The following is a 20,414-nucleotide window of genomic DNA, read 5'->3' as shown; positions in this document are numbered from 1 at the left end:
CGCGGTGTCTGCCGTGGCTGGCCGTCTCCGGGGCGCCTGCCCTGCGGGGTCGGCGGCCCGCTCCGGGGGGTGACGTTCGGATCCGGCTGCCCTCCGTGCGGAGGGTGACTGTCGGTCATGTGAAGCCCTTATCGCTGTCGACTTGTGCCCAGGATCATGCAACAGGGTAGTGAGCGCGCGCCAAATCTCCGCGGTTTTCGGTGAGCGGGTCGAGGCGCCGGACGAAGCGTCCGGCAGCCCTGTCCCGTCGTGAGGTCGACACGGACCGTTCGCCTGGCCGCCCAGAGGTGTGCGCCGGGTCGCCCGCCTCGGTTCCCGTCCGGTCACCCTGACCCGAGATCCGATTGCCGCCCGCCGCCCACGATGCGGTTCTCCCAGGCCCAGGCGGCGATCTCCACCCGGTTGCGGACGCCGAGCTTGGTCTGGATGCCGGACACGTGGCTCTTGACGGTGCTGAGGGAGATGAACAGCTGGGCGGCGATCTCCTGATTCGTACGGCCTGCGGCGATGGCCCTGACCACCTCGGTCTCCCGTTCGGACAGTGGCCGGAGCGGTTGACGTCCCGACCTCCCGGCGGGTGACGCGGTGACCGCCAGGTGGCGCAGCAGCCGCAGGGTGACCGACGGGGAGATCAGCGCGTCGCCGACGCTGGCGGCCCGAACGGCCTCGACGAGCAGTGTGGGGCCGGCGTCCTTGAGGACGAAACCGACGGCCCCGCCACGCAGCGCGCCGTAGACGTACTCGTCGAGGTCGAAGGTGGTGACCACGACCACCCGCAGCGGGTCGACGACGCCGGGACCCGCCAGCGCGCGGGTCACCTCGATGCCGTCGAGGCGGGGCATCCGAATGTCGACGAGGCATACGTCCGGGCGGAGTCGCCGGGCCGCGGCGAGCGCCTCGACACCGTCCGCGGCCTCCGCGACCACGCTGATGTCGGGCTCATTCTCCAGGATGAGCCGCAGGCCGCTGCGTACCATCGCCTGGTCGTCGGCGAGCAGGACGGTGATGGTCATCGCGGCTCCGGGGTGGGGACGGGCAGGGTGGCGTGTACGCACCAGCCGGAGCCCTCTCGCGGGCCGGCCCGCAGCGTGCCGCCGAGGGCTTCGACGCGTTCGCGCATCCCGACGAGGCCGTACCCGCCGAGGTGGTGGGGTCGGGGTCGGACCGGTCTGCCGTCGTCGGCGACCTCGACAGTGATGGCCGACCGATCCTGGGTGACGGTGACCATGACCGAGTGGGCGTGGGCGGCGTGGCGGGAGATGTTGGTCAGCGATTCCTGGACGATCCGGTAGACGGTGCTGGTCACCTCGGGTGGCCATTCGGGTTCGCCGTCGGGCATCCGCAGTCGCACCGTGGGTCCGTGGCCGCCGAAGCGGTTGACCAACTCGCTGAGCCGCTCGGGAACGACGGCGACTGGCGGCGCGTCGTCGCTGTCGCGCAGCAGGGTGACGACGCGCCGCATCGCGGCCAACGCGTCGGAGCCGGCCTGCTCGATGCCGGACAGCACGCCGGCCAGCGCCTCCGGGCGCTTGCCGGCGACGAGTTGGGCGGCCTGGGCCTGGAGCACGATGCCGGTGACGTGGTGGGCGACGACGTCGTGCAGCTCCCGGGCCAGACTCATGCGCTCGTCCCGGCGCACCTGCTCGGCGACGGCCCGGCCACGGGCGTCGAGCAACCGTAGACCCAGCCCGAGCGCGGCAGCCGCGAGCCATCCGGCCGCGTTCCACGACGTCACGGCCCGGCTTCCCGGGTCGCCGGGAAAGGCGAGCCGGGTACCGGCGACCACTGCGAGCCCGGCGGCCGCGACGGCGCCGGCCAACGGCAGGGGGAGCGCCCTGACCGCCGAGCCGACGAGCACGGACAGGATGAGAACCATGGCGGGGCTGGGCTCGGCGGGCAGGTGGGCAAGTCGGGCGACCAGGATGGCGGTCGCCGCGACGGCGAGGCCCGCGACGGCTGCCCCGGCCGGGTGACGCCGGCGCAGCAGGACAATTCCGTACGTCACCGCGCCGGCGGCGCAGTCGAACTGCCAGTAGCCGCCACCCCAGGTCTGCGCGATCGCGACTGCCTGGAGGGCGAGTAAGGCGGCGGAGAGGACGCCGAGGCCGACATCGGCCGGCCGGCTCAGCCGATCGTGAAGACCCATTCTGCTCAGAATACGAAATCTCCATCCGCACCGAACCGGTCAAAAGTACGGTCGTCGACAGGGCGGAGTGTGCTTTGGCCCGATGCCGGCGGCCGGCGGTGTCCGCAGGATGAACCCCATGTCACATCACGACTCTCGCCTGACGCTCGAAGCCGAGCGCCCACCGACGCGCCCCGGGGGCCGACGACGTATCGCCGCGCTCGACGTGATTCGCGGCTTCGCGCTGTGTGGCATCCTGCTGGCCAACGTCCAGCCGATAGCCAACGCCGGTCGGGTCGTCGTCGAGGCGAGACCGTCGGCAGGCCTGGGCGACGGGCACGCGTGGATGGGGCTCCTTGTCGAGCAGCGCTTCTTTCCGATCTTCGCTTTCCTGTTCGGCATCGGGTTCTCGCTGCTGCTGGCCTCCGCCGAGGGGCGCGCTGCCCGTCCACGGCTGCTCCTGCTACGCCGGCTTCTGGTGTTGCTCGCGATCGGTGTGGCGCATCTGCTGCTGTGGCAAGGCGACATCCTGCACGCCTACGCCATCGTCGGCCTGTTGGTCCTGCTCCCCTCGACCTGGCTGCCCCGGTGGACGGTGGCGATCCTCGGCACCCTCCTCATCGTCACCGCGCTGATCATCGGAGACAGCCACTTCGTCCTGATCGCCGGGCTGTTTCTGGCGGGCTCAGCCCTCACCCGGTACGGCGTGATCGGCCGAATGGGGCAGTCTGCGACGGTGCCGGCCGTGCTCGGCCTGGTCTTCGCGGTAGCGGCCGCGCCGTTCCTGTGGTCGCAGGTCAAGTCGCTGAGCGGTGACCAGGACGGCGACGCCAGCCTCTCGATGTCCCTGGGCGGGTTGTTGCTCGCCGGGGCCTACGTGTGTGCCCTGCTGGTTTTGCTCAGGACGCCGCTCCGCCCGGCCCTGCGGGCCGTCTTCGCGCCGTTGGGTCGGATGGCACTGACCAACTACCTGACCGCCACGATCCTGGTGCTGGTGGCCGCCAGGGTCGTCGGCGGCCGGCCGGAGGACTGGCCCGTGACGACGGTCCTCCTGATCGCCGGCCCTGTCCTCGTCGTCCAGTGGCTGTGGTCCACCCTCTGGCTGACCCGGTACCGCAACGGCCCGCTCGAGTGGCTCTGGCGGTGGGCCACCTGGGCTCGCCGTCCGCCCCTGCGGGGCGCCGCGTCATCGGATCGACCAGGCGCCTGACGGTCGCCGCCCGGGAGAGCTTCCGTCAGCCGGTCAGCCCCGCCACGGCGGCCTCGACCGCCGCACCGAGTAGCCGCTCGTTCAGGGGTTCCGAGATGGCGCTGGCGTAGACGGTCACCAGGTTGTGCCCTGCCTGGACGATCACGAAGGCTGATCGTCCGGTGATCCGCGTCTGCCCGCTGCCGGCGGACAGCCGGTAGTCCACCCGCCAGGAATGCTCACCGAGCACGGGCGGCGGCCGCGTGTCGACCGCGAACCGCACGGCCGAGCCGTCCCCGCCCCGGGCGGTGAAGCCGGGGCAGGCCCGGCGCGCCAGCTCCGCCTCGGCAAGCACCGACGCGGGCAACGGAACGGCATGGGACCTGATCTCGATCACCAGTTCGGTCGATGCGGTTGCGGCGGGGCCGGGCACCGTCGCGTAGCGGGCCCGCTCCCGAACCCGTTCGACTCCGCCGAGCCGGTCCAGGTAGGAGTCCTCGGCCAGTGGCCGGCAGGCCGACGGCTCTATCCGGGAGCCGCCGCCGCTGTCACCCCGGTCGGGTCGGACCCGCCAGCCCCGCGGTAGCACCGCCCGAACCGCACCGGCAGCCCGGCGGGCCTCCGCACGGGTGAGCAGCCGACCCGGGTCGGGCGGCCCCGGACCGGGCCGCGCGGACCCGGCGGTGACGTCGGGCGCCGGCGGGACGACCGCAGCCGCCGACGGCGCCGCGGCTCTGGTCGGATCCGCCACCGGAAGCGGGGCGTACGCACCGGGTATCCCCGGTCCGAGCACCACCGCGGCGAGCAGGGCCGCCAGCAGCGCGACCGCTGGTACGGGTGACCGAGTGTCGCCCGAGGACGACGGGACCGGAGCGGTGACGGGCGGCCGGGACACCAGGAACGGGAGGGTGAACGCGACGAGGTAGCCCAGCCAGACCAGCGGCGCCAGTAGGTGCGCCTCGGCGGTACCCAGCCCGTCTGCCCGTCCGGTGACCAGGGCGTGCAGGTACTGCAGCAGCGCCGCCGCCACGCCGGCCACCCAGCCTGCGGTCAGCGCCCGGCCGACACCGGTACGACGGCGGACCGCGAGTACCAGCAGGACCGCCCAGCCGGTGAGCGCGCAGAGCAGCCAGCGCTGTTGGGCCAGCCGGTTCGCCTCGGCCAGAGTGCCCGGCGGGGACAGCCGGGTCCACCAGACGGCGGACCCGGCGCCGATCAGCACGGCAATCAGGACCGCAGCCACGACCGCCCGGTCCCACCGGCGCTCCGGACGCCGGTGCCCGTCGCCGGCACTGTGGAGTAGCAGGCCGACCAGCACCGGGACCAGCAACGCGAGCAGCGGCCAGCCGGTGCGGGGCAGCGCGAAGACCAGCCAGCCGCGGACCACCTCGCCATCGGCCAGCACGGAGGCCACCGCCGGCAACGGCCAGAGCACCGCGACACCGGCGGCCGCCGCGACCAGGTACGTGGCCGAACGCCAGCCGACCGACCCGGGCTGGAGGGCGACCACCAGCCGCGCCAGCAGCACGCAGAGCCCGGCCACCGCGGCGGCGAGTGCTCCCGCCAGGGCGGCGGTGAGCATCGCGGCCGGCAGGTCCGTCCAGGCCGACACGCCCGAACTTCCCGGAACTGGCAGCGCGATGGCGATGAACGCCGTCACCGCGAAGCCGGTGCCCGCGCCGAGAACCGGCCGCCACCATCCGCCCGCGCCGGCGGCAGCCCGGCGAACCAGCGCGGGCAGCAGTCCCACGGTCAGCAGGACGGAGCCGACACAGACCGCGACGGGCGGGCCGACGGTCGCCTGCACGGTCAGGAAGAGGTCACGTGCGAGGGCGTCGGCGGAGCTCATCGCCAGCATCGCGACCGCGCCGACCGCCAGGCCGTGCGTCCAGCTCCCCGGCGGGTCAGCCGGCCGGCCCAGCGCCGTCGCCCGAGCCACCGGATCCGGATGCCGGGCGAGCAGTCGACGCCGTCGCGTCGGACGACCGGCCCCGGCGCGGAGCAGCGCGGCAAGGTGCACGGCGTGGCCGGCCTCGGCGGCGTACCGGTCGGCCTCCCGCTCGCGTCGCCGCAGCAGACCGGCCGCCAGCAGCGCGGTCAGCACCGCGATGGCCGCCGCCCGGCCGAGCGCCGTCAGGTAGGTCGCGTTCAGCCCGAAGAAGGCCACCTCGAGCAGGCCGGCGGCGAGCACCGCCGGCACCGGCAGCCATACCAGGCCACGGAGAGCCGACGCCCAGGCTACGTCCCGGGCGAGGACGTGCGCGAGTTCGTGCTCGACCACGGGATCGAAGCGCGCCGGCTCGGCGTGGGCCACCGCGACGGCCGCCGGGAGCACCACCGTCGGTCTGCCGAGCACGCCACCGGTGGTGTACGCCTGCCGTACCGGCGGGGCGGCGACGACCAGTCTCGGCCGGTGTCGTGCGGCCAGCTGGTTCCGATCGCAGAGATCGGCGAAGCGTTCCTGCGCGCCGGGCACGGTGAGTCGGCGGCGAAGCCGACGCCGGTCGGCCAGCGGCGGCACCAGGACGAGCACCGCCGCCCCGCCCAGCGCGATCCCCGCCCCGGCGACCATGACCACTCCACGCCGGCGGAACTGCCCGGCCATGCAGCGGTCGCGGACAGTCGTCTGTTGCGCCGCCCTCCCCGAATGGGCCCGGGTGCAGACGTCGACGGCTGCCGCCCAGGGTCGGGACAGCGAGCGGTCGGCGACGAAGTAGAGGCCACCGGCGCTGATCCCGACGCTGACCAGGGACGCGAGCACGAGTGCGTAGAGCCATGCGAGCCGGTCCGGAGGGACGCGTGAGCCGGCACCGGGACCTCCGTCGCCGACACCACGACCGCCGTCGGTCATGCCGTCCGCACCCGTACCACGGTCGTCGCGGGTCGCGCCGGCACCGGGCCAGGTCATTCGTCCGGTGGATCGACCATCGCGCCGACGGCCGCGTCGGCGAGCAGCTCCGCCCGGTTGGGATCGAGGCCCAGCGCCACCGCGTGCCGGTGGCACGCCTCCCGCAGCCGGCGTGCCTGTGCGGAATCCAGCCCGGGTCGGGCATCGGGTGGGGCGGGCAGCTCACGGCGGCGGCGACGCAACAGGCCGACCCGGGCGGTGGTGGCACCGAGGACGAGCACCTCGCCCACGGCGGCGGCCACCACCTGGAGCACGAGTTCGGTGAGCAGGGTGGTGTCGATGCCGAAGCCAACCCCACCTTGTGGGACGGACCAGCTCACCCGTCCCTTCGACATCTGCCGTCGCCAGCCGGCGGCGACCTCGTCGAAGATCGGAAGTTCCTCGGCGGCGATCCGGCGGACCCCCGCGCGGGCCGTATCCACGACCAGATCGGCGGCGGCGTTCTGAGGCTCGGTCACACGGCCATCGTGCCGGTACGGCACCAGCCCGGGAACCCGACAGTAAGGTTTCCGGCAGGGCACCCGGCCGACGCCGGTCTCTCCACCACGACGCCTACGGACGGGAGACGTCAATGATCTTCATTACCGCCAAGTTCCGGGTACTGCCAGAGCACGCCGACCGGTGGCCCGAGATCGCCGACGAGTTCACCCAGGCCACTCGCCGTGAGCCGGGATGCCTGTGGTTCGACTGGTCCCGCAGCGTCGACGACCCGACGGAGTACGTCCTGGTCGAGGCGTTCCGCGACGAGAGCGCCGGCGCGGCGCACGTCCAGTCCGCGCACTTCAGGGCGGCGCAGCAGGCCCTGCCGCCACACCTCGCCGAGACGCCCCGCATCGTCAACGTGACGATCCCGCAGGACGACTGGTCCCTGCTCGGCGAGATGGCCGTTCCCGACCGTAGCTGACCACCAGTCGCGAGCGCGCGACCGCTCGGTCGTCGCCGATACGCGGCGGGGAGGTGGTCCGTAAGGGCACGTGAAGCGAACCGTAAGGCGCCTCGGGCAGAGTCCTGGTTGTCGAACGGGGCACGCAACAACCAGGAGGAACCCGACATGCGCAGGATCATCAACTCGACCTACCTCACCCTCGACGGCGTCATCGAGGACCCGGCGTGGACCATGCCGTACTTCGACGACGAGGCCGCCGCCTTCGCCGGTGCGCAGACCGAGGCGGCCGACGCCCTGCTCATGGGCCGGCGCACCTACGACGGCTTCGCGGCGGCCTGGCCGAACATGGACGAGAGCGACCCGAGCACCGGCGCCGCCTACTTCAACAACGTCAAGAAGTACGTCGCCTCGACCACCCTCACCGACCCGGAGTGGAAGAACAGCGAGGTGCTGCGGGGGGACCTGATCGAGGCGGTCACCGCCCTGAAGGCCCAGGACGGCAAGGACATCCTGATGTACGGCTACGGCGTGGTCACCGACGCCCTGGTCAAGGCCGGCCTGGTGGACGAGGTGCGGTTCTGGATCCACCCGGTCCTCGTGGGTGGCCCCTCGGTGTCGGCGCCGCTGTCCGACGCGCGGACCACGCTGACCCTCACCGACACGAAGGTCATGAAGAGCGGCGTGATCATCGCGACCTACACGCCGGCCGCCGCCTAGGCAGGAAGCGGCTGGACCAGGGCCCGGGCCTGACCCGGGCCCAGGTCGCGCCCGGCCCGGTACGCCGCGGCGAATCCGTCCGCACCGAGCGCCGCGACCAGCCGCGCCGTCGTACGGTCGATCTCGTCCTGCTCCGCCGGGGCGACCGGCGCCTGCGCCGCGACCCGGGCGGCGTGCGCGGCCCCGAGGATCCGCGCCCCGACCTGCGGGGTCGGGGCCGCCGACGCGAGCCCTTCCAACGCACCGCAGGCGTCGCGCGGCGCGTCGATGGCGACGGACACGTCGAACGCCCGGGCGTGCAGCGCCAGCGCGCGGTCGCCGTCGCCCTCCTCCGCGACGGCGTACGCCAGCTCGGCGAGCACCATCGGCAGGAACAGCGCGTCCTCTCCGCCCTGCGCGACCAGGCGTTCCAGGTGGGTGGTGGCGACGTCGAGCTTGCCGTCGCGGCGGGCGGCGATGCCGAGGCTGAGCTCGGCGAAGACCTGCGCGGACGGCGAGTCCTGCTCGACCGCCAGCCGGTACGCGCGCTCCGCCAACTCCCGCGCCGCGCTGTGGTCCCGGGTCTGCACGGCGAGCCAGGCCAGCCAGGACAGCTTGGACCCCACCTCCGGCCACAGCCCCAGTTCCTCGGCCCACCGCAGGCCCTGGCGGTGCAGGGCGGCGGCCCGCTCGTGGTCGCCGGTCAACTCGGCCAGCCCGCCCAGCCAGTCGGTCGCCTGCAGCCGGCCCCAGTCGTCACCCAGCTCGGCGAAGAGCGTGGCGGCACGGGTACCGGCGCTCTCCAGCGCGGCGACGTCGCTGGCGGCGTGGGCGAGCATGGCCCGGGTCAGACACACGGCCGCCTCGACCCAGGGGTCGTCTCCGGCCGCGACGGCCCGGTCCAGCAGGTCGGCGCTCCGCGTCCGGTTGCTGTTCTCCAGGAGCGCGGCAGCCACGAACCAGGTGGCGCGGCCGTCGGCGTGCCCGGCGAGAGCGGCGTCGACCTCGGTGGGCGGGACCGGCTCACCCTTCAGCAGCGCGAACCCGACCCGCCACACGGCCGCCTCGGCGCGCGCCGCGGCGTCGCCGTCGAGCGTCAGGGCCCGGTGGGCCTCGGTGAGCCGTCCACGGAGGAACCAGTACCAGGTCAGGGCGTTGGCCAGGCGCAGGCCACCGCCGTGGGCGAGGGCCGCACGAAGGTTGCCGGTCTCGGCGTCCAGGCGGGCCAGCCACTCGCGCTGGCCGGGGCCACGCAGCAGCAGGTCGGCGCGCTCGGCCCACCGCGTCCAGTACGCGGCATGCCGCGCCCGCACCGGGTCGGCGGGGTCCAGGCGCTGGAGGGCGTACGCGGCGACCGACTCCAGCAGGCGGTAGCGCGGCACCACGCCGGACTCGTCCAGCACCAGCAGCGACCGGTCGACCAGCCCGGACAGGACGTCGACGTCGGCGTCGCAGACCGCCTCGGCGGCCTCCGCCGGGCAGCCGTCCGCGTGCACGGCGAGCCGGGACAGGACCGCCCGCTCGTGGTCGGTGAGCAGGTCCCAGCTCCAGCCGATCACCGCGGTCAGGGTGCGCTGCCGGGCGGGGACGTCCCGCTGCGTCGTACCGAGCAGCCGGAACCGGTCGTCCAGCCGCTCGACGACACCGGCCAGACCGAACGCGCGTACCCGCTTCGCGGCCAGCTCCAGCGCGAGCGGCAGGCCGTCCAGGCGGCGGCAGAGCTGCGCGACGGCCGGCGCGGTCCGTTCGTCCAGGTGGAAGCCGCGCTGCTGCGCGGCGGCCCGGGCCGCGAACAGCCGGGCCGCCGCGGACCGGCGGACCGCGTCGAGGTCCGACTCCTCGCCGGGTACGGGCAGCGGCCGCACCTCCCACAGCAGCTCACCGGCGAGGCCGAGCGGTTCCCGGCTGGTCGCCAGCACCGTCACCTCCGGTGCCTGCCGCAGCAGCCGGGCGACCAGCGCGGCGGCCGGCTCGACCACGTGCTCGCAGTTGTCCAGCACCAGCAGGGTCCGCCGATGCCGCAGCGCCGCCACCAGATGGTCGTCGGCGGTGACGCGGCTTCCCGCGATCTCGTGGACGTCGAGCGCGGCCAGCACCAGGTCGGCGACGCCGGTCTCACCGGGGCGCAACGCGGTCAGGTCGACCAGGTGCACCCCGTCGGGGAACGCCTGCTCACGGGCGACCTCGGTGGCCAGCCGGGTCTTGCCGACCCCACCGGGACCGACCAGCGTGACCAGCCGCTGTCCCGGCACGAGGGCACGCAGCTCGGCGAGCGCCTCGGCGCGGCCGACCAGCTCGTCCAGCCGGGCCGGCATGCTGTTGCGGATCCGCGCGGCGGCCGGCGGCGGACGCAACGCGGTGTCCTGCTCCAGGATCCGCCGGTGCAGCGCGGTCAGGTCCGGGCCGGGGTCCAGGCCCAGCTCGTCGGCGAGCCGGCGGCGCAGGTCGGCGTAGCTGTCCAGGGCCTCGGACTGCCGGCCTGACGCGTACAGGGCCCGCATGTGCAGCGCCCGCAGCCCCTCCCGCAGCGGGTGCCGGGTGACCAGCTCGGCCAGGTCGGCGGCGACCAGCGCGTGCTCGCCCCGGGTCAACCGCGCCGACGCCAGCTTCTCGTGCACCACCAGCCGGGCTTCGGCGAGCCGGGTGACCTCGGCGCGCACCCACTCCTCGTCCGCCACGTCCGCGTACGGCTCGCCCCGCCACAACCCCAGCGCCTCGGTGAGGCTCTCCACGTCGTCCTCGGCGGCCAGCGCGACGAACCGGTCGGCGTCCACCGCGTCGGTTCGCAGCACGTACCCGGGCGCGCGGGACTCGACCAGGTCCCGGGCACCGGGTTCGGCGTCGTCGAGGGCCTTGCGCAGCTGCGACACGCGCACCTGGAGAGCGCCCGCCGCGTTGGCGGGCGGGGCGTCACCCCAGAGGTCGTCGACGAGCCGGCCGGCGGAGACCACCTGGTTGCGGTGCGCGAGCAGGTCGGCCAGCAGCGCCCGCACCTTGGCGCCTGGCACCGTGACCGGCGCGCCAGCGTCCGTGGCAACGGCGAGCGGCCCGAGGACGCCGAAACGCATGCCGGCCACCCTACCTGCGGTAAGCGGGTCGTAAGCGGCGTGGCGCAGGCTGACGCCATGGCGTACGCACCCGTGAACGGTCTGTCCATGTACTACGAGTCGCACGGCGACGGGCCCGGCCGGCCGCTCGTGCTGCTACACGGCGCCCTCTCCGGCATCGGCACCTCGTTCGGCGCGATCCTGCCGCTGCTGGCGAAGACCCGGCGCGTGGTCGCGGTCGAGTTGCGGGCCCACGCACGCACGGCGGACAGCGATGGCCCGCTGTCGGTCGACGGTTTCGCGATCGACGTCGTCGCCCTGCTCGACCATCTCGACGTCGCCGTGGCGGACGTGTTCGGGTGGAGCCTGGGCGCGGCCGTGGCGCTGCGGCTGGGCACCGATCACGCACACCGCGTCGGCCGTCTGGTGCTGGCCTCGGTGAGCTTCGACGCCACCGGCCTGCATCCGGGGCTGCTGGACGGCATCCAGCACCTCGAACCGGAGCACCTGCACGGCTCGGAGTTCCACGACGAGTACGTGCGCACCGCCCCCGACCCGGCGGCCTGGCCCACCCTCGTACGCAAGATCAAGAAACTGGACGCGGACCCGCCCCGGTGGCCGCCCTCGGCGATCAGGGAGCTGGCCGCGCCGACGCTGCTGGTCCTGGCCGACTCGGACATCGTCCGGCCCGAGCACGCGGTGGAGATGTTCCGGCTGCTCGGCGGCGGGGTGGTCGGCGACCTGACGGGCCTGCCGGCCGGCCGGCTGGCGGTCCTGCCCGGCACCACCCACACCACGGTGCCGCAGCGCGCGGAATGGTTGGCCCCGATGATCGACGAGTTCCTCGACGCGTAACGGCAGCCCGTGACCAGGATCGTTGTGAAAGTGGGCAGGTGGCTTGTGGAGTTCGGGGTGTCAGGGGTTGATGGTGTGTTCGGTGAACTGGCCGCAGGAGCGGAATCCCAGGCGGCGGTAGACGGGCTCGCCGTCGGTGGACGCCTGCAGGACCGCGATGTGGTGGTTTCGGTCGCGGGCCGTGTGGAGTGCGGCGAGTGTGATGGCACCGCCGTAGCCGCGTCGGCGGTGGGCGGCCAGGGTGGAGATGTTGTAGATCCCGGCAACGCCCGCGTGATGAAACACTTCGGCCGAGCAGACCGGACGGCCGTCTACGTAGCCGACCAGGTAACGGGCCGGACAGTGCCCGGCCAGGGCCTGCGGGGCGGCCTGGGTGAAGAAGCGGCGGACGGTGTCAGCGGGCGGGGTCCAGTTCGCGGCGAGAACCGCGGCGTAGTCGGCGAGCTGTTCGGGCGTGGCCACCGTCTGGATGTCCAGTCCTGGGGCAGCGGGCAGCGGCAGGGTGTCGTCCAGCTCGGCCCACATCGCCGTCTCGCGTTCGGATGCTGGCAGACCAGCCGCCGTCAGGCGGGCGGTGAGGTCCGGTGGCCTCGAGGCGGGCCCCACCCACCAGGAGAAACGGCGGCCGGTGCGAGCCAGTGTCCGGGCGGTCTCAGTGATACGTGCCGTAGCAGTGGTGGTGGTGAAGCGGGCCGCGGCGACGATGTTGAAAGTGTCGTCGTCCAGGCTGCTGTCGGCGACCAGGAGGTCATCAGTCTCCGTAACGGTCGCACCGCTCATGCTCCGATGCAGGTGACAGGCATGTTCCGCCAGATTCTGCTCCATCCTGTCCGTCAAGTCGGCGTCATTGAGAAAATGGACATCCATAACGAATTATCCCAGCATGACTGGGCGTAGATTGCACGTGATTTTGAATCGCTCGCCGACAGTGTCACGCCGGCGATAAGCACATTCGAGACACGTCCTAAATGTCTGATGTCGTAGGCAGGTGAAGGCCTCCGGTTGTGGAGTGGAGCTGTCTAGGAACCGCTCCGGCAACAGGAGGCCTTCGTGTCCCACGCTAACGCCGCTTTGGCCCCTCGTGCGCGTCTTCGCTTGGCGCGTCTGATCGTGGACGAGGGCTGGCCGGTCGCCCGGGCAGCCGAGCGCTATGACGTGTCCTGGCCGACGGCGAAGCGGTGGGCCGTGCGGTATGCCGAGCAGGGGCCGACGGCCATGGTTGACCGGTCGTCACGTCCGCACCACAGCCCTGCAAGGACTGCCCAGCCGGTGGTGCGCAAGATCGTGCACCTGCGGTGGAAACAACGGCTCGGTCCCGTGCAGATCGCCGGCCTGCTGGGGATGCCAGCCTCGACCGTGCACGCCGTGCTGACCCGTTGCCGGATCAACCGGCTGTCACACATCGACCGCGCCACCGGCGAGCCGATCCGCCGCTACGAACACGACCGGCCCGGCGCGATGCTGCACGTCGACGTCAAGAAGTACGGCAACATCCCCGACGGCGGCGGCTGGCGCTACGTCGGCCGCGCCCAGGGCGGGCGCCACCGCCAAGCCACCGCCCGACGCACCGGCACCCGCAACACCCGCTATGACCCACGCATCGGCACGGCGTTCGTGCACACCGTCATCGACGATCATTCCCGCGTCGCCTATGCCGAGATCCGCGACGACGAAACCGCCAACACCGCCATCGACGTGCTCCGCAACGCCGTCACCTGGTTCGCCGACCGTGGCGTCACCATCGAACGCGTCCTGTCCGACAACGGCTCGGCCTACAAGTCACACGCCTGGCGCGACGCCTGCCACCAACTCGGCATCCGCCCGAAGAAGACCCGCCCTTACCGCCCCCAAACCAACGGCAAGGTCGAACGCTTCCACCGCACCATGACCGATGGCTGGGCGATACGACGCTTCTACAGCTCAGAGCACGCCCGCCGAGCCGCTCTACCCGCCTGGCTGCATCACTACAATCACCACCGACCCCACACCGCCACCAGCGGCCGGCCACCTATCACCAGGTTGACCAACCTCCCTGGGCAGTACACCTAAACCAGTCCCGTCATGCCCCGATCGTGCCACCCGCCACCGGCGGGGCCGGCGGCGACGCTGAGGCCGGACCCGGCACGGCCGGCATGTCGGACATCGACCCCGCCGGGTTCGCCGACGCACTCCGGGGCAGCGGGTAGGGCGCGCCCGGCACGACCCCGCCTGGGTACCCGGGCCAGAGCGGAGCTGTTTTCGCGATCCGGTCCTGCTGGGCGGCGGAGATCCGGCGGATCAGCACGATGAAGGATGCGCCAGCGACCAGACAGGCGACTGTGGGGATCACCCGAGGGCCCAGCGCCTCCTGGTAGTAGCGGACGTACGTGGCGAACTCCGTCTCGCTGCGGGGCCACTCGGTCAGCCGGCCGTACCGCTGTTCGTCGCGGAGACCGAGGATCCGGTCCCCGGCGGTGAACACCAACCACGTCGTCCACCAGACCCCGACCAGCACCGGCGTGTTCCGCCGCCAGAGGCTGTCCCGGGCCACGTTGGCCACGACACGGGCCGGCACGACGAGGTTGGCGAACGGGACCAGCCAACCGGCGATGGCCCAGGCCGGGCTCAGCGTCGGCAGGGCTCCCGGGAATGCCGCCAGGTTCGTCCGCACCCGCCACGTCCAGATGATCACCAGCACCGCGGCGGTCAGGAGCGCCAGCGCGTAGACCAGGGTGAGTAGCCCCTCGGCGACGGCCGCGCCCAGCAGCAGGTCGCGGTCACCCCGCTCGGCGGCCGTGCGGGCCATCCGTACGCCGAGCACGGGGAACAGCCCGCTCGGCAGGTAGAGCAGGCTGGCCGCGCCGACCGCTGTCGCGGCGGCCGTGCCCAGGCGCCGGACGGGGTACGTGGGCACTCCTGGAGTGATTGCCGGCTGACCGAGCGGTGTGCCGCAGCGCTGGCATTCGTTGAAAGCCGGGGACGTGGCGTCCCCGCAGGTCTGGCATTGCATGTTGACCGTCCAGGAAGGCGGTGAGAGGCGACGGGCGCAGACTAGACGATCACGCGGTGGACGGTGACCCCGCGTCGCGCGGCGTGGAGGGGGCGTACCGGATGCTGGTGCACACCGCGATGCGTTCGACGTCAGTGAACGATGACCAGATTGGCCATGTCGACCACAGGCCGGTAGCCGAGAGTGGCGTAGATCTTGTTGGAGGTCGGGTTTGCCTGGTCGGTGAACAGGCACACCCGCGCACCCTCGGCCTGGATCCGCCGGGAAACCTCAGCGACCGCGTTGCTGGCCCAACCGCGCCCGCGCTGGGCCGGCGGCGTGTACACCGGGCCCACGCGCGCGACCCCGAACGACGGTGGGTTGGCGCCGGTGAGGTGCACCCGCTGCCCAGTCTCGTCGACCCAGAACCAGAACTGTCTGCCTTGTAGCCGGCGCAGCATCTCCGCACGGTCGGGTACTTCGTTGGCACTGGCACCGCGCTGACGGCCGGCCTGTTCGTCGGCGTCGCCCGTGAACGCGCCGAACCACTCCGTGACCAGTTCCAAGTCGTCCTCGGTCGCCGCCTCCAAGCCACCGGGCGCACGCGCCGGCCACACCAGCTCACCGAGCTCGTGCAGCCGCGTGTGCAGATTGACCCGGACTCGGCCCCCGCCGAGTCGGGCCAGCTCGGCGGCGCACAGCTCAGCGGCAGGAAGGGCGCCGTTGACCGCGAGCACCTGCTCCCCGCGCTCGTGCAACGTGTGGGCCAAGGCCACGGCCGCCTCGTCAGGCATCGGCAATAGGAAGGGCGGATAGGGTGCGAACGGCGCCGTCCGCATCCCGGCACCGACCACGGCGCCGGACTCGTCCCTGATCACCAGCCACCAGTTGCGGTCGGGCTGCGCGATCCCGGCGGCGCGCTGCGACAACAGTCGGTGCGCAACGGTGGTCACGACCGTGCTGACCACCGGGTCGGCGGCCAGGTAGTCGCCGGCCGCGGCAAGAAACTCACCTGGATCGGTGTGGAACTGTAGGTGCGGTCCGGTGATCGGGATTGCGCTCATTTTCGTAAGCTATCCGCCGCCTCGCCCCAGCGGCACCTGGATTCTGCGCCGTCGAGAACGTGACTGTTGAGCGACCGTGCCGCCGTACGTGGCGAGCCGGCGCTTCACGAGGGGCTTGTCCGTCCACAGCGGCGATCCAGGAGGAGAGCATCCACTCCCTGCCACTCTCAACGTATATCGCACCCGGGGGCTTGTGGCAAGACCCGGGTCGTGGCGCAGAATTGCCGGCCGAGGCCAGCAAGCGGCCTCAGATCGGAGCTATACGTGAACCCGCTGACTACCAGCGCGTTTGATCTTCCCGACAGCCTCTCTGCCAAGGCCGATCCCAAGCTGATCGCCGCCGACGAGCAGCATTTCGCGGCCATCGCGGAAAGCCTCGAGCAGTCGATCGCCGACCTGTCCGGCCGCCTCGATGCCGCACGCAAGGCGCCCGGCGGGATGGGCCGGCGGGCGATGGACCGGGACGAGGAGATCTACCGGCTGACCGCTCGCCTGCGCGCCCTGCGTCGCTTCGGTCTGGACCTGTGCCTCGGACGCATGGTCGGCGCGGACAACTCCGAGCCCGTGTACGTCGGGCGATTCGGCCTCACGGACGGCGCGGGTCGCCGGCTGCTGCTCGACTGGCGTTCCCCGGCGGCGGAGCCGTTCTTCGGGGCGACCCATGCCAACCCGATGGGTCTGGCAAGCCGCCGCAGGTATCGCTGGACCCGTGGCCGGATCAGCGACTACTGGGACGAGGTGTTCACCTCGGACGGGCTCGACGGGCACGCCGCGCTCGACGACCAGTCCGCCTTCATCGCCAGCCTGGGCGGCACCCGGTCGCCCCGGATGCGCGACGTGCTCGGCACCATCCAGGCCGACCAGGACGCCATCATCCGCGCGGGGTCGAGCGGCGCGCTCGTCGTCGACGGCGGTCCGGGCACCGGGAAGACCGTCGTCGCTCTGCACCGCACCGCCTACCTCCTCTACGCCGACCCCCGCCTCGGTCACCGCCGGGGCGGCGTGCTGTTCGTCGGTCCGCACGAGCCCTACCTGGCCTACGTCGCCGACGTCCTTCCCAGCCTCGGCGAGGAGGACGTGCAGACCTGCACCCTGCGGGACCTCGTCCCCGAGGGTGCCGCGGCAACCGTCGAGACCGACCCGGAAGTGGCCCGGCTGAAGTCGTCCGCGGACCTGGTGAAGGCGATCGAGGCGGCCGTCAGGTTCTACGAGGAGCCGCCGGCCAAGGGAATGACGGTCACGACCGACGAGTCCGACATCTGGCTGAGCGCCGACGACTGGGCCGAGGCGTTCGAGGCGCCGGGGCCCGGTACCCCGCACAACGAGGCACGTGACGAGATCTGGGCGGAGTTGCTCACCGTCCTGGTGGACAGGTACGACGGCGACGAGCCGGATGACGTGGTCCGCAGGTCGCTGCTGCGGAACAGGGAGTTGCGCACGACCTTCCACCGTGCCTGGCCGCTGCTCGACCCGGCCGACCTCGTCGCGGACCTGTTCTCAGTCCCCGCCTACCTGCGCAGGTGCGCTCCCTGGCTCGGCCCCGACGACGTACGGAAGCTGCAGCGCGGCGACGCGCGGGCCTGGACGGTGTCCGACCTGCCGCTCCTGGACGCGGCGCGGCAGCGGCTCGGCGACCCGGAGGCGTCCCGGCGTCGGCATCGGCGCGACACCGCCGTCGCCGCCCAGCGCGAGCACATGGCCAGGGTCGTCGACGACCTGATCGCATCCGCCGCGTACGACGACGGCGAAGGCCTGATGACGATGCTGCACCAGCAGGACCTGCGGGACGCCCTGGTCGACGAGACCGGCCTGCCCGGCGCTGATCGGGACCCGCTCGCCGGCCCGTTCGCGCACATCGTCGTCGACGAGGCTCAGGAACTGACCGACGCCGAGTGGCAGATGCTGCTGCTGCGCTGCCCGTCGCGCAGCTTCACCATCGTCGGGGACCGCGCCCAGGCCCGGCACGGATTCACCGAGTCCTGGCAGGAACGGCTCGAGCGGATCGGGCTCGACCGGATCAACGTGGCCTCCCTGACCATCAACTACCGGACGCCGGAAGAGGTCATGGTGGAAGCCGAGCCGATCATCCGGGCCGCGCTTCCGGACGCCAACGTGCCGACCTCCGTCCGCAGCAGCGGCGTCCCCGTCGTACACGGATCCGCTGCGGATCTGGACTCGGTCCTCGCCACCTGGCTCGCCGCGCACGCCGAGGGGACCGCCTGCGTCATCGGCGATCCCACGTTCCGGGCGACGTCCCGCGTCCGGTCGCTGACCCCGGAGCTGTCGAAGGGGCTCGAGTTCGACCTGGTGGTCCTCATCGACCCGGAGGCGTTCGGCGAGGGCATCGAAGGAGCGGTCGACCGCTATGTCGCGATGACCCGAGCCACCCAGCAACTCGTCATCCTCACGAGCCCTGTCGGGCATCCCGGAGCGGAAGTCGTCGACTAACGGGCGGTGGCGCCAAGCGCTGACCGGTGGGCGGTAGGGCCGGATCGGACCTGTGGTCCGCCCGATGCAGTCATTTGCCGCGAGGCGGTTGCCCGCCGGCCGTCGTGGCGTGGTGGCAGGATCTCCACATATGGAAGGTGTTCTGCTCCGTCGAGCTGCCCAACTCCTCGGCAGCGCCCGCCGTGTCGTCGTCCTCACCGGCGCCGGTATCTCCGCCGAGAGCGGTGTGCCCACCTTTCGTGACGGTCTCACCGGCCTGTGGGCGCGCTTCGACGCTCAGCGGCTCGCTACCGCGGAGGCGTTCCATGCCGATCCAGACCTGGTCTGGGGCTGGTACGAGTGGCGGCGCGCGCGGGTGTCCCGAGCCGAGCCCAACCCCGGTCATCTGGCGATCGCCACCATCCAGACCCGGGTCCTCGACAGCACCGTCATCACCCAGAATGTCGATGACCTGCACGAACGGGCCGGGACCCGGGCGCCGATCCATCTGCACGGCAGCCTGTTCGCACCCCGCTGCATCGCGGCGGCCGCCCATCCGGCGACCTTCGAGGGCACATCGGACGGCGAGCCCGCGCGGCCGCACGAAGGTCGCCGGATTCCACCGCCGCGGTGCGCGTCCTGCACAGCGCTCGTCCGCCCGGGAGTGGTGTGGTTCGGTGAGCCACTGCCCGAGGCGGCGTTGACCGCGTCGGTCGAAGCGGCCGTTGCCTGCGACGTGCTGCTGACGGTCGGCACCTCCGGTGTCGTGCACCCGGCCGCCGAGATCCCCCGGGTCGCGGCACGCTCGGGCGCTGTCGTGATTCAGGTCAACCCGCAGCCGACCCCACTCGACCGGGTCTGCGCCATCAACCTGCGCGGCACCGCGGCACACGTCCTCCCGGCCCTGGTCGCGGCCGCGTGGGAGGAGACCGACGAGGAATAGCGGCGGCGGGCCAGATGCCGGCTCACCTCCGCAGTCGCAAGCGGCCGGTGTGCCACCTCACCACCGCCGTGTCTCGCGCACTTCCACTTGCCAGCGGCGGTGTGCGGGTCCAGCCGCAGGCCGGCGGTCCGGGCGAGCGCCCAGTCTCGGTGTCAGAACGGATCAGCGTACCGATGCTCTCTCACGTGGTCGTAGATCTCGCGCAAGCACGGCTGACGGACCTCGGGCAGTCGCGCCAACGTGGAAAGGAACACGTCGGAGTCGGGTCGGAACGGCCCGAACGGCGTCAGTGCCGGAGGGTCGTCGCGACGGGCCTCGTCGGGCATCGTGCCGGCTCCCGGAACGGGCCGCCGGTCGCGGTGGAAGGCCAGATGCGCCCAGACGTCCCAGGACAGCGGCACGACGTCTGCTGCCCCGGACGGCGCCCAGTGCTCGCCGGTCTGCGGGTTTTGCGGGACGAGGGCGATGTCGGTGGCGATGGCAGGCAGGCCCGGTCCGACCAGGGTCAGTGCCCGGGTCTGCGGTCCGGGCGGGAGCAGAGCGTCGAGGGCTCGGCGGAAGGTGTCGGCGACCAGGCCGTCGGGGACAGTTACCCGGGTACCGGCCGACACGGCCAGCAGGCGGGCCAGCGCTGACCCGACGGCGGCGGCCCACAGCGGGCTCCACTGCCCCGGCGGCTCGACCGGTGGAACACCGGGCCGTCCCTCTCGAAGGTCCTCCCAGCCGGCTGGCCGACGTGGGGAGGCATCGGCGGTAACCCGGCGGATCGCCCTCGGGTCCAGCCACACCTCCTGCCAGAATGAGCAGTCGTCGATGCGGGTCGCCACCGGCCGTCCGCACCGCGCACACGCCAGATTGGGGCCGTCTCGGCCGTCCAGGCCGCAGCAGTAGCCGCCGGACCGTTCCGGAATGAAAACGGTGCCCCGGACGTCGCCCGGCGCGACCACAACAGCTCCTCGTGGCCCCGACGACAGGGCGTACACCGGCGCGTACACGCCACGGGCTTCCGCCTCATCTGCACCGACGTCGGCCCAGGGGCGCCACGGCGGCCCGAGAGGCTCGGGGTTCACCGCGTACGTCCCGGGTTCCATCAGCACGCCGAGCAACCCGTGGCCGTACGACTGGCCCGCGTGCACAGGAAGCGCTACCCGCGACACCGGCACGGTCAGCGTGGCACCACAAGCCGCACACGAGAACACCGTCATCGCGCCTCCCGAGTGCTCGCCGCCACACTATCCCGCGGCGCGGCCCATTTCGGATCGCCGTCCACCGGCAAGGCCAGGTGCGAGCTTGTGCCGCCTGGCGG

General features: G+C 72.5%; 16 protein-coding genes. 7 read left to right on the top strand and 9 right to left on the bottom strand.

Annotated features, from left to right (window positions below):
- Positions 1-323 precede the first annotated feature (323 nt).
- Positions 324-1,013 (bottom strand): response regulator, encoded by a 690-nt coding sequence (locus ACZ6Q9_RS02845; RefSeq protein ID WP_393265728.1) that lies wholly within the window; start codon positions 1,011-1,013, stop codon positions 324-326.
- A complete protein-coding gene (locus ACZ6Q9_RS02840) occupies positions 1,010-2,146 on the bottom strand; it encodes a sensor histidine kinase (protein WP_393265730.1) in 1,137 nt (378 codons plus the stop codon). The genes ACZ6Q9_RS02845 and ACZ6Q9_RS02840 overlap by 4 nt, the downstream gene beginning before the upstream one ends.
- A gap of 82 nt (positions 2,147-2,228) precedes the next feature.
- Between ACZ6Q9_RS02840 and ACZ6Q9_RS02835 the strand changes: the two genes are divergently transcribed.
- A complete protein-coding gene (locus ACZ6Q9_RS02835) occupies positions 2,229-3,335 on the top strand; it encodes a DUF418 domain-containing protein (RefSeq protein ID WP_396826650.1) in 1,107 nt (368 codons plus the stop codon).
- 25 nt (positions 3,336-3,360) lie between these two features.
- On the opposite strand, the gene ACZ6Q9_RS02830 is transcribed toward ACZ6Q9_RS02835, so the two are convergent.
- Both ACZ6Q9_RS02830 and ACZ6Q9_RS02825 read right to left on the bottom strand, forming a co-directional pair.
- Positions 3,361-6,222 carry a M48 family metalloprotease gene (locus ACZ6Q9_RS02830; protein ID WP_466021381.1) on the bottom strand — a complete coding sequence of 954 codons (2,862 nt, stop codon included), beginning with the start codon at positions 6,220-6,222 and terminating at the stop codon, positions 3,361-3,363.
- Entirely contained in the window at positions 6,219-6,680 is a 462-nt protein-coding gene (locus ACZ6Q9_RS02825; RefSeq protein WP_396826654.1) for a hypothetical protein, read from the bottom strand. Before ACZ6Q9_RS02825 ends, ACZ6Q9_RS02830 begins: the two co-directional genes overlap by 4 nt.
- A 113-nt stretch (positions 6,681-6,793) precedes the next feature.
- Here ACZ6Q9_RS02825 and ACZ6Q9_RS02820 point away from each other — a divergent pair, with 113 nt between their 5' ends.
- Positions 6,794-7,126 carry a putative quinol monooxygenase gene (locus ACZ6Q9_RS02820; protein ID WP_396826656.1) on the top strand — a complete coding sequence of 111 codons (333 nt, stop codon included), beginning with the start codon at positions 6,794-6,796 and terminating at the stop codon, positions 7,124-7,126.
- Positions 7,127-7,273: 147 nt separating this feature from the next.
- Positions 7,274-7,825 carry a dihydrofolate reductase family protein gene (locus tag ACZ6Q9_RS02815; RefSeq protein WP_396826658.1) on the top strand — a complete coding sequence of 184 codons (552 nt, stop codon included), beginning with the start codon at positions 7,274-7,276 and terminating at the stop codon, positions 7,823-7,825.
- Here ACZ6Q9_RS02815 and ACZ6Q9_RS02810 read toward each other — a convergent pair.
- Positions 7,822-10,872 carry an AfsR/SARP family transcriptional regulator gene (locus tag ACZ6Q9_RS02810; RefSeq protein WP_396826660.1) on the bottom strand — a complete coding sequence of 1,017 codons (3,051 nt, stop codon included), beginning with the start codon at positions 10,870-10,872 and terminating at the stop codon, positions 7,822-7,824. The two genes, ACZ6Q9_RS02815 and ACZ6Q9_RS02810, sit on opposite strands and share 4 nt — an antisense overlap.
- Positions 10,873-10,929: 57 nt before the next feature.
- Between ACZ6Q9_RS02810 and ACZ6Q9_RS02805 the strand changes: the two genes are divergently transcribed.
- The gene (locus ACZ6Q9_RS02805) at positions 10,930-11,706 is read left to right on the top strand and encodes an alpha/beta fold hydrolase (RefSeq protein WP_393449112.1); all 777 of its coding nucleotides are present in this window, start codon (positions 10,930-10,932) and stop codon (positions 11,704-11,706) included.
- Positions 11,707-11,766: 60 nt separating this feature from the next.
- Here the strand turns inward: ACZ6Q9_RS02805 and ACZ6Q9_RS02800 are convergent, their stop codons facing one another.
- A complete protein-coding gene (locus ACZ6Q9_RS02800) occupies positions 11,767-12,573 on the bottom strand; it encodes a GNAT family N-acetyltransferase (RefSeq protein ID WP_396826662.1) in 807 nt (268 codons plus the stop codon).
- A 183-nt stretch (positions 12,574-12,756) separates the two neighbouring features.
- On the opposite strand from ACZ6Q9_RS02800, the gene ACZ6Q9_RS02795 reads away from it, so the two are divergent.
- Entirely contained in the window at positions 12,757-13,755 is a 999-nt protein-coding gene (locus ACZ6Q9_RS02795) for an IS481 family transposase (protein ID WP_396826664.1), read from the top strand.
- A 10-nt stretch (positions 13,756-13,765) separates the two neighbouring features.
- On the opposite strand, the gene ACZ6Q9_RS02790 is transcribed toward ACZ6Q9_RS02795, so the two are convergent.
- Positions 13,766-14,599, bottom strand: a complete 834-nt coding sequence (locus ACZ6Q9_RS02790) for a DUF4328 domain-containing protein (protein WP_396826666.1) — start codon at positions 14,597-14,599, stop codon at positions 13,766-13,768.
- Between the two features lie 227 nt (positions 14,600-14,826).
- Positions 14,827-15,738 (bottom strand): GNAT family N-acetyltransferase, encoded by a 912-nt coding sequence (locus ACZ6Q9_RS02785; protein ID WP_393265752.1) that lies wholly within the window; start codon positions 15,736-15,738, stop codon positions 14,827-14,829.
- Between the two features lie 273 nt (positions 15,739-16,011).
- On the opposite strand from ACZ6Q9_RS02785, the gene helR reads away from it, so the two are divergent.
- Together helR and ACZ6Q9_RS02775 are read left to right on the top strand one after the other, a co-directional pair.
- On the top strand, positions 16,012-18,186 hold the full coding sequence (helR, locus tag ACZ6Q9_RS02780; protein WP_396827105.1) for an RNA polymerase recycling motor ATPase HelR: 2,175 nt from the start codon (positions 16,012-16,014) through the stop codon (positions 18,184-18,186).
- A gap of 130 nt (positions 18,187-18,316) precedes the next feature.
- Positions 18,317-19,108, top strand: coding sequence for an SIR2 family NAD-dependent protein deacylase (locus tag ACZ6Q9_RS02775; protein ID WP_393266048.1), 792 nt, complete (start codon positions 18,317-18,319; stop codon positions 19,106-19,108).
- A gap of 152 nt (positions 19,109-19,260) precedes the next feature.
- Here ACZ6Q9_RS02775 and ACZ6Q9_RS02770 read toward each other — a convergent pair whose 3' ends face one another.
- Positions 19,261-20,313 carry a hypothetical protein gene (locus tag ACZ6Q9_RS02770; protein ID WP_466021380.1) on the bottom strand — a complete coding sequence of 351 codons (1,053 nt, stop codon included), beginning with the start codon at positions 20,311-20,313 and terminating at the stop codon, positions 19,261-19,263.
- Positions 20,314-20,414: the final 101 nt, after the last annotated feature.

The organism is Micromonospora sp. NPDC049139 (assembly GCF_055586845.1).
The sequence above is the reverse complement of the archived record's forward strand: the minus strand, read 5'-3'. Positions and strand labels throughout refer to the sequence as shown.

Bases quoted from the DNA above. Each gene is read 5' to 3' on its own strand.
- ACZ6Q9_RS02800 (WP_396826662.1), bottom strand. From the start codon at position 12,573: ATGGATGTCCATTTTCTCAATGACGCCGACTTGACGGACAGGATGGAG.
- ACZ6Q9_RS02835 (WP_396826650.1), top strand. From the start codon at position 2,229: ATGCCGGCGGCCGGCGGTGTCCGCAGGATGAACCCCATGTCACATCAC.
- ACZ6Q9_RS02770 (WP_466021380.1), bottom strand. From the start codon at position 20,313: ATGACGGTGTTCTCGTGTGCGGCTTGTGGTGCCACGCTGACCGTGCCG.
- ACZ6Q9_RS02840 (WP_393265730.1), bottom strand. From the start codon at position 2,146: ATGGGTCTTCACGATCGGCTGAGCCGGCCGGCCGATGTCGGCCTCGGC.
- ACZ6Q9_RS02810 (WP_396826660.1), bottom strand. From the start codon at position 10,872: ATGCGTTTCGGCGTCCTCGGGCCGCTCGCCGTTGCCACGGACGCTGGC.
- ACZ6Q9_RS02845 (WP_393265728.1), bottom strand. From the start codon at position 1,013: ATGACCATCACCGTCCTGCTCGCCGACGACCAGGCGATGGTACGCAGC.
- ACZ6Q9_RS02785 (WP_393265752.1), bottom strand. From the start codon at position 15,738: ATGAGCGCAATCCCGATCACCGGACCGCACCTACAGTTCCACACCGAT.
- ACZ6Q9_RS02820 (WP_396826656.1), top strand. From the start codon at position 6,794: ATGATCTTCATTACCGCCAAGTTCCGGGTACTGCCAGAGCACGCCGAC.
- ACZ6Q9_RS02830 (WP_466021381.1), bottom strand. From the start codon at position 6,222: ATGACCTGGCCCGGTGCCGGCGCGACCCGCGACGACCGTGGTACGGGT.
- ACZ6Q9_RS02815 (WP_396826658.1), top strand. From the start codon at position 7,274: ATGCGCAGGATCATCAACTCGACCTACCTCACCCTCGACGGCGTCATC.
- ACZ6Q9_RS02805 (WP_393449112.1), top strand. From the start codon at position 10,930: ATGGCGTACGCACCCGTGAACGGTCTGTCCATGTACTACGAGTCGCAC.
- ACZ6Q9_RS02775 (WP_393266048.1), top strand. From the start codon at position 18,317: ATGGAAGGTGTTCTGCTCCGTCGAGCTGCCCAACTCCTCGGCAGCGCC.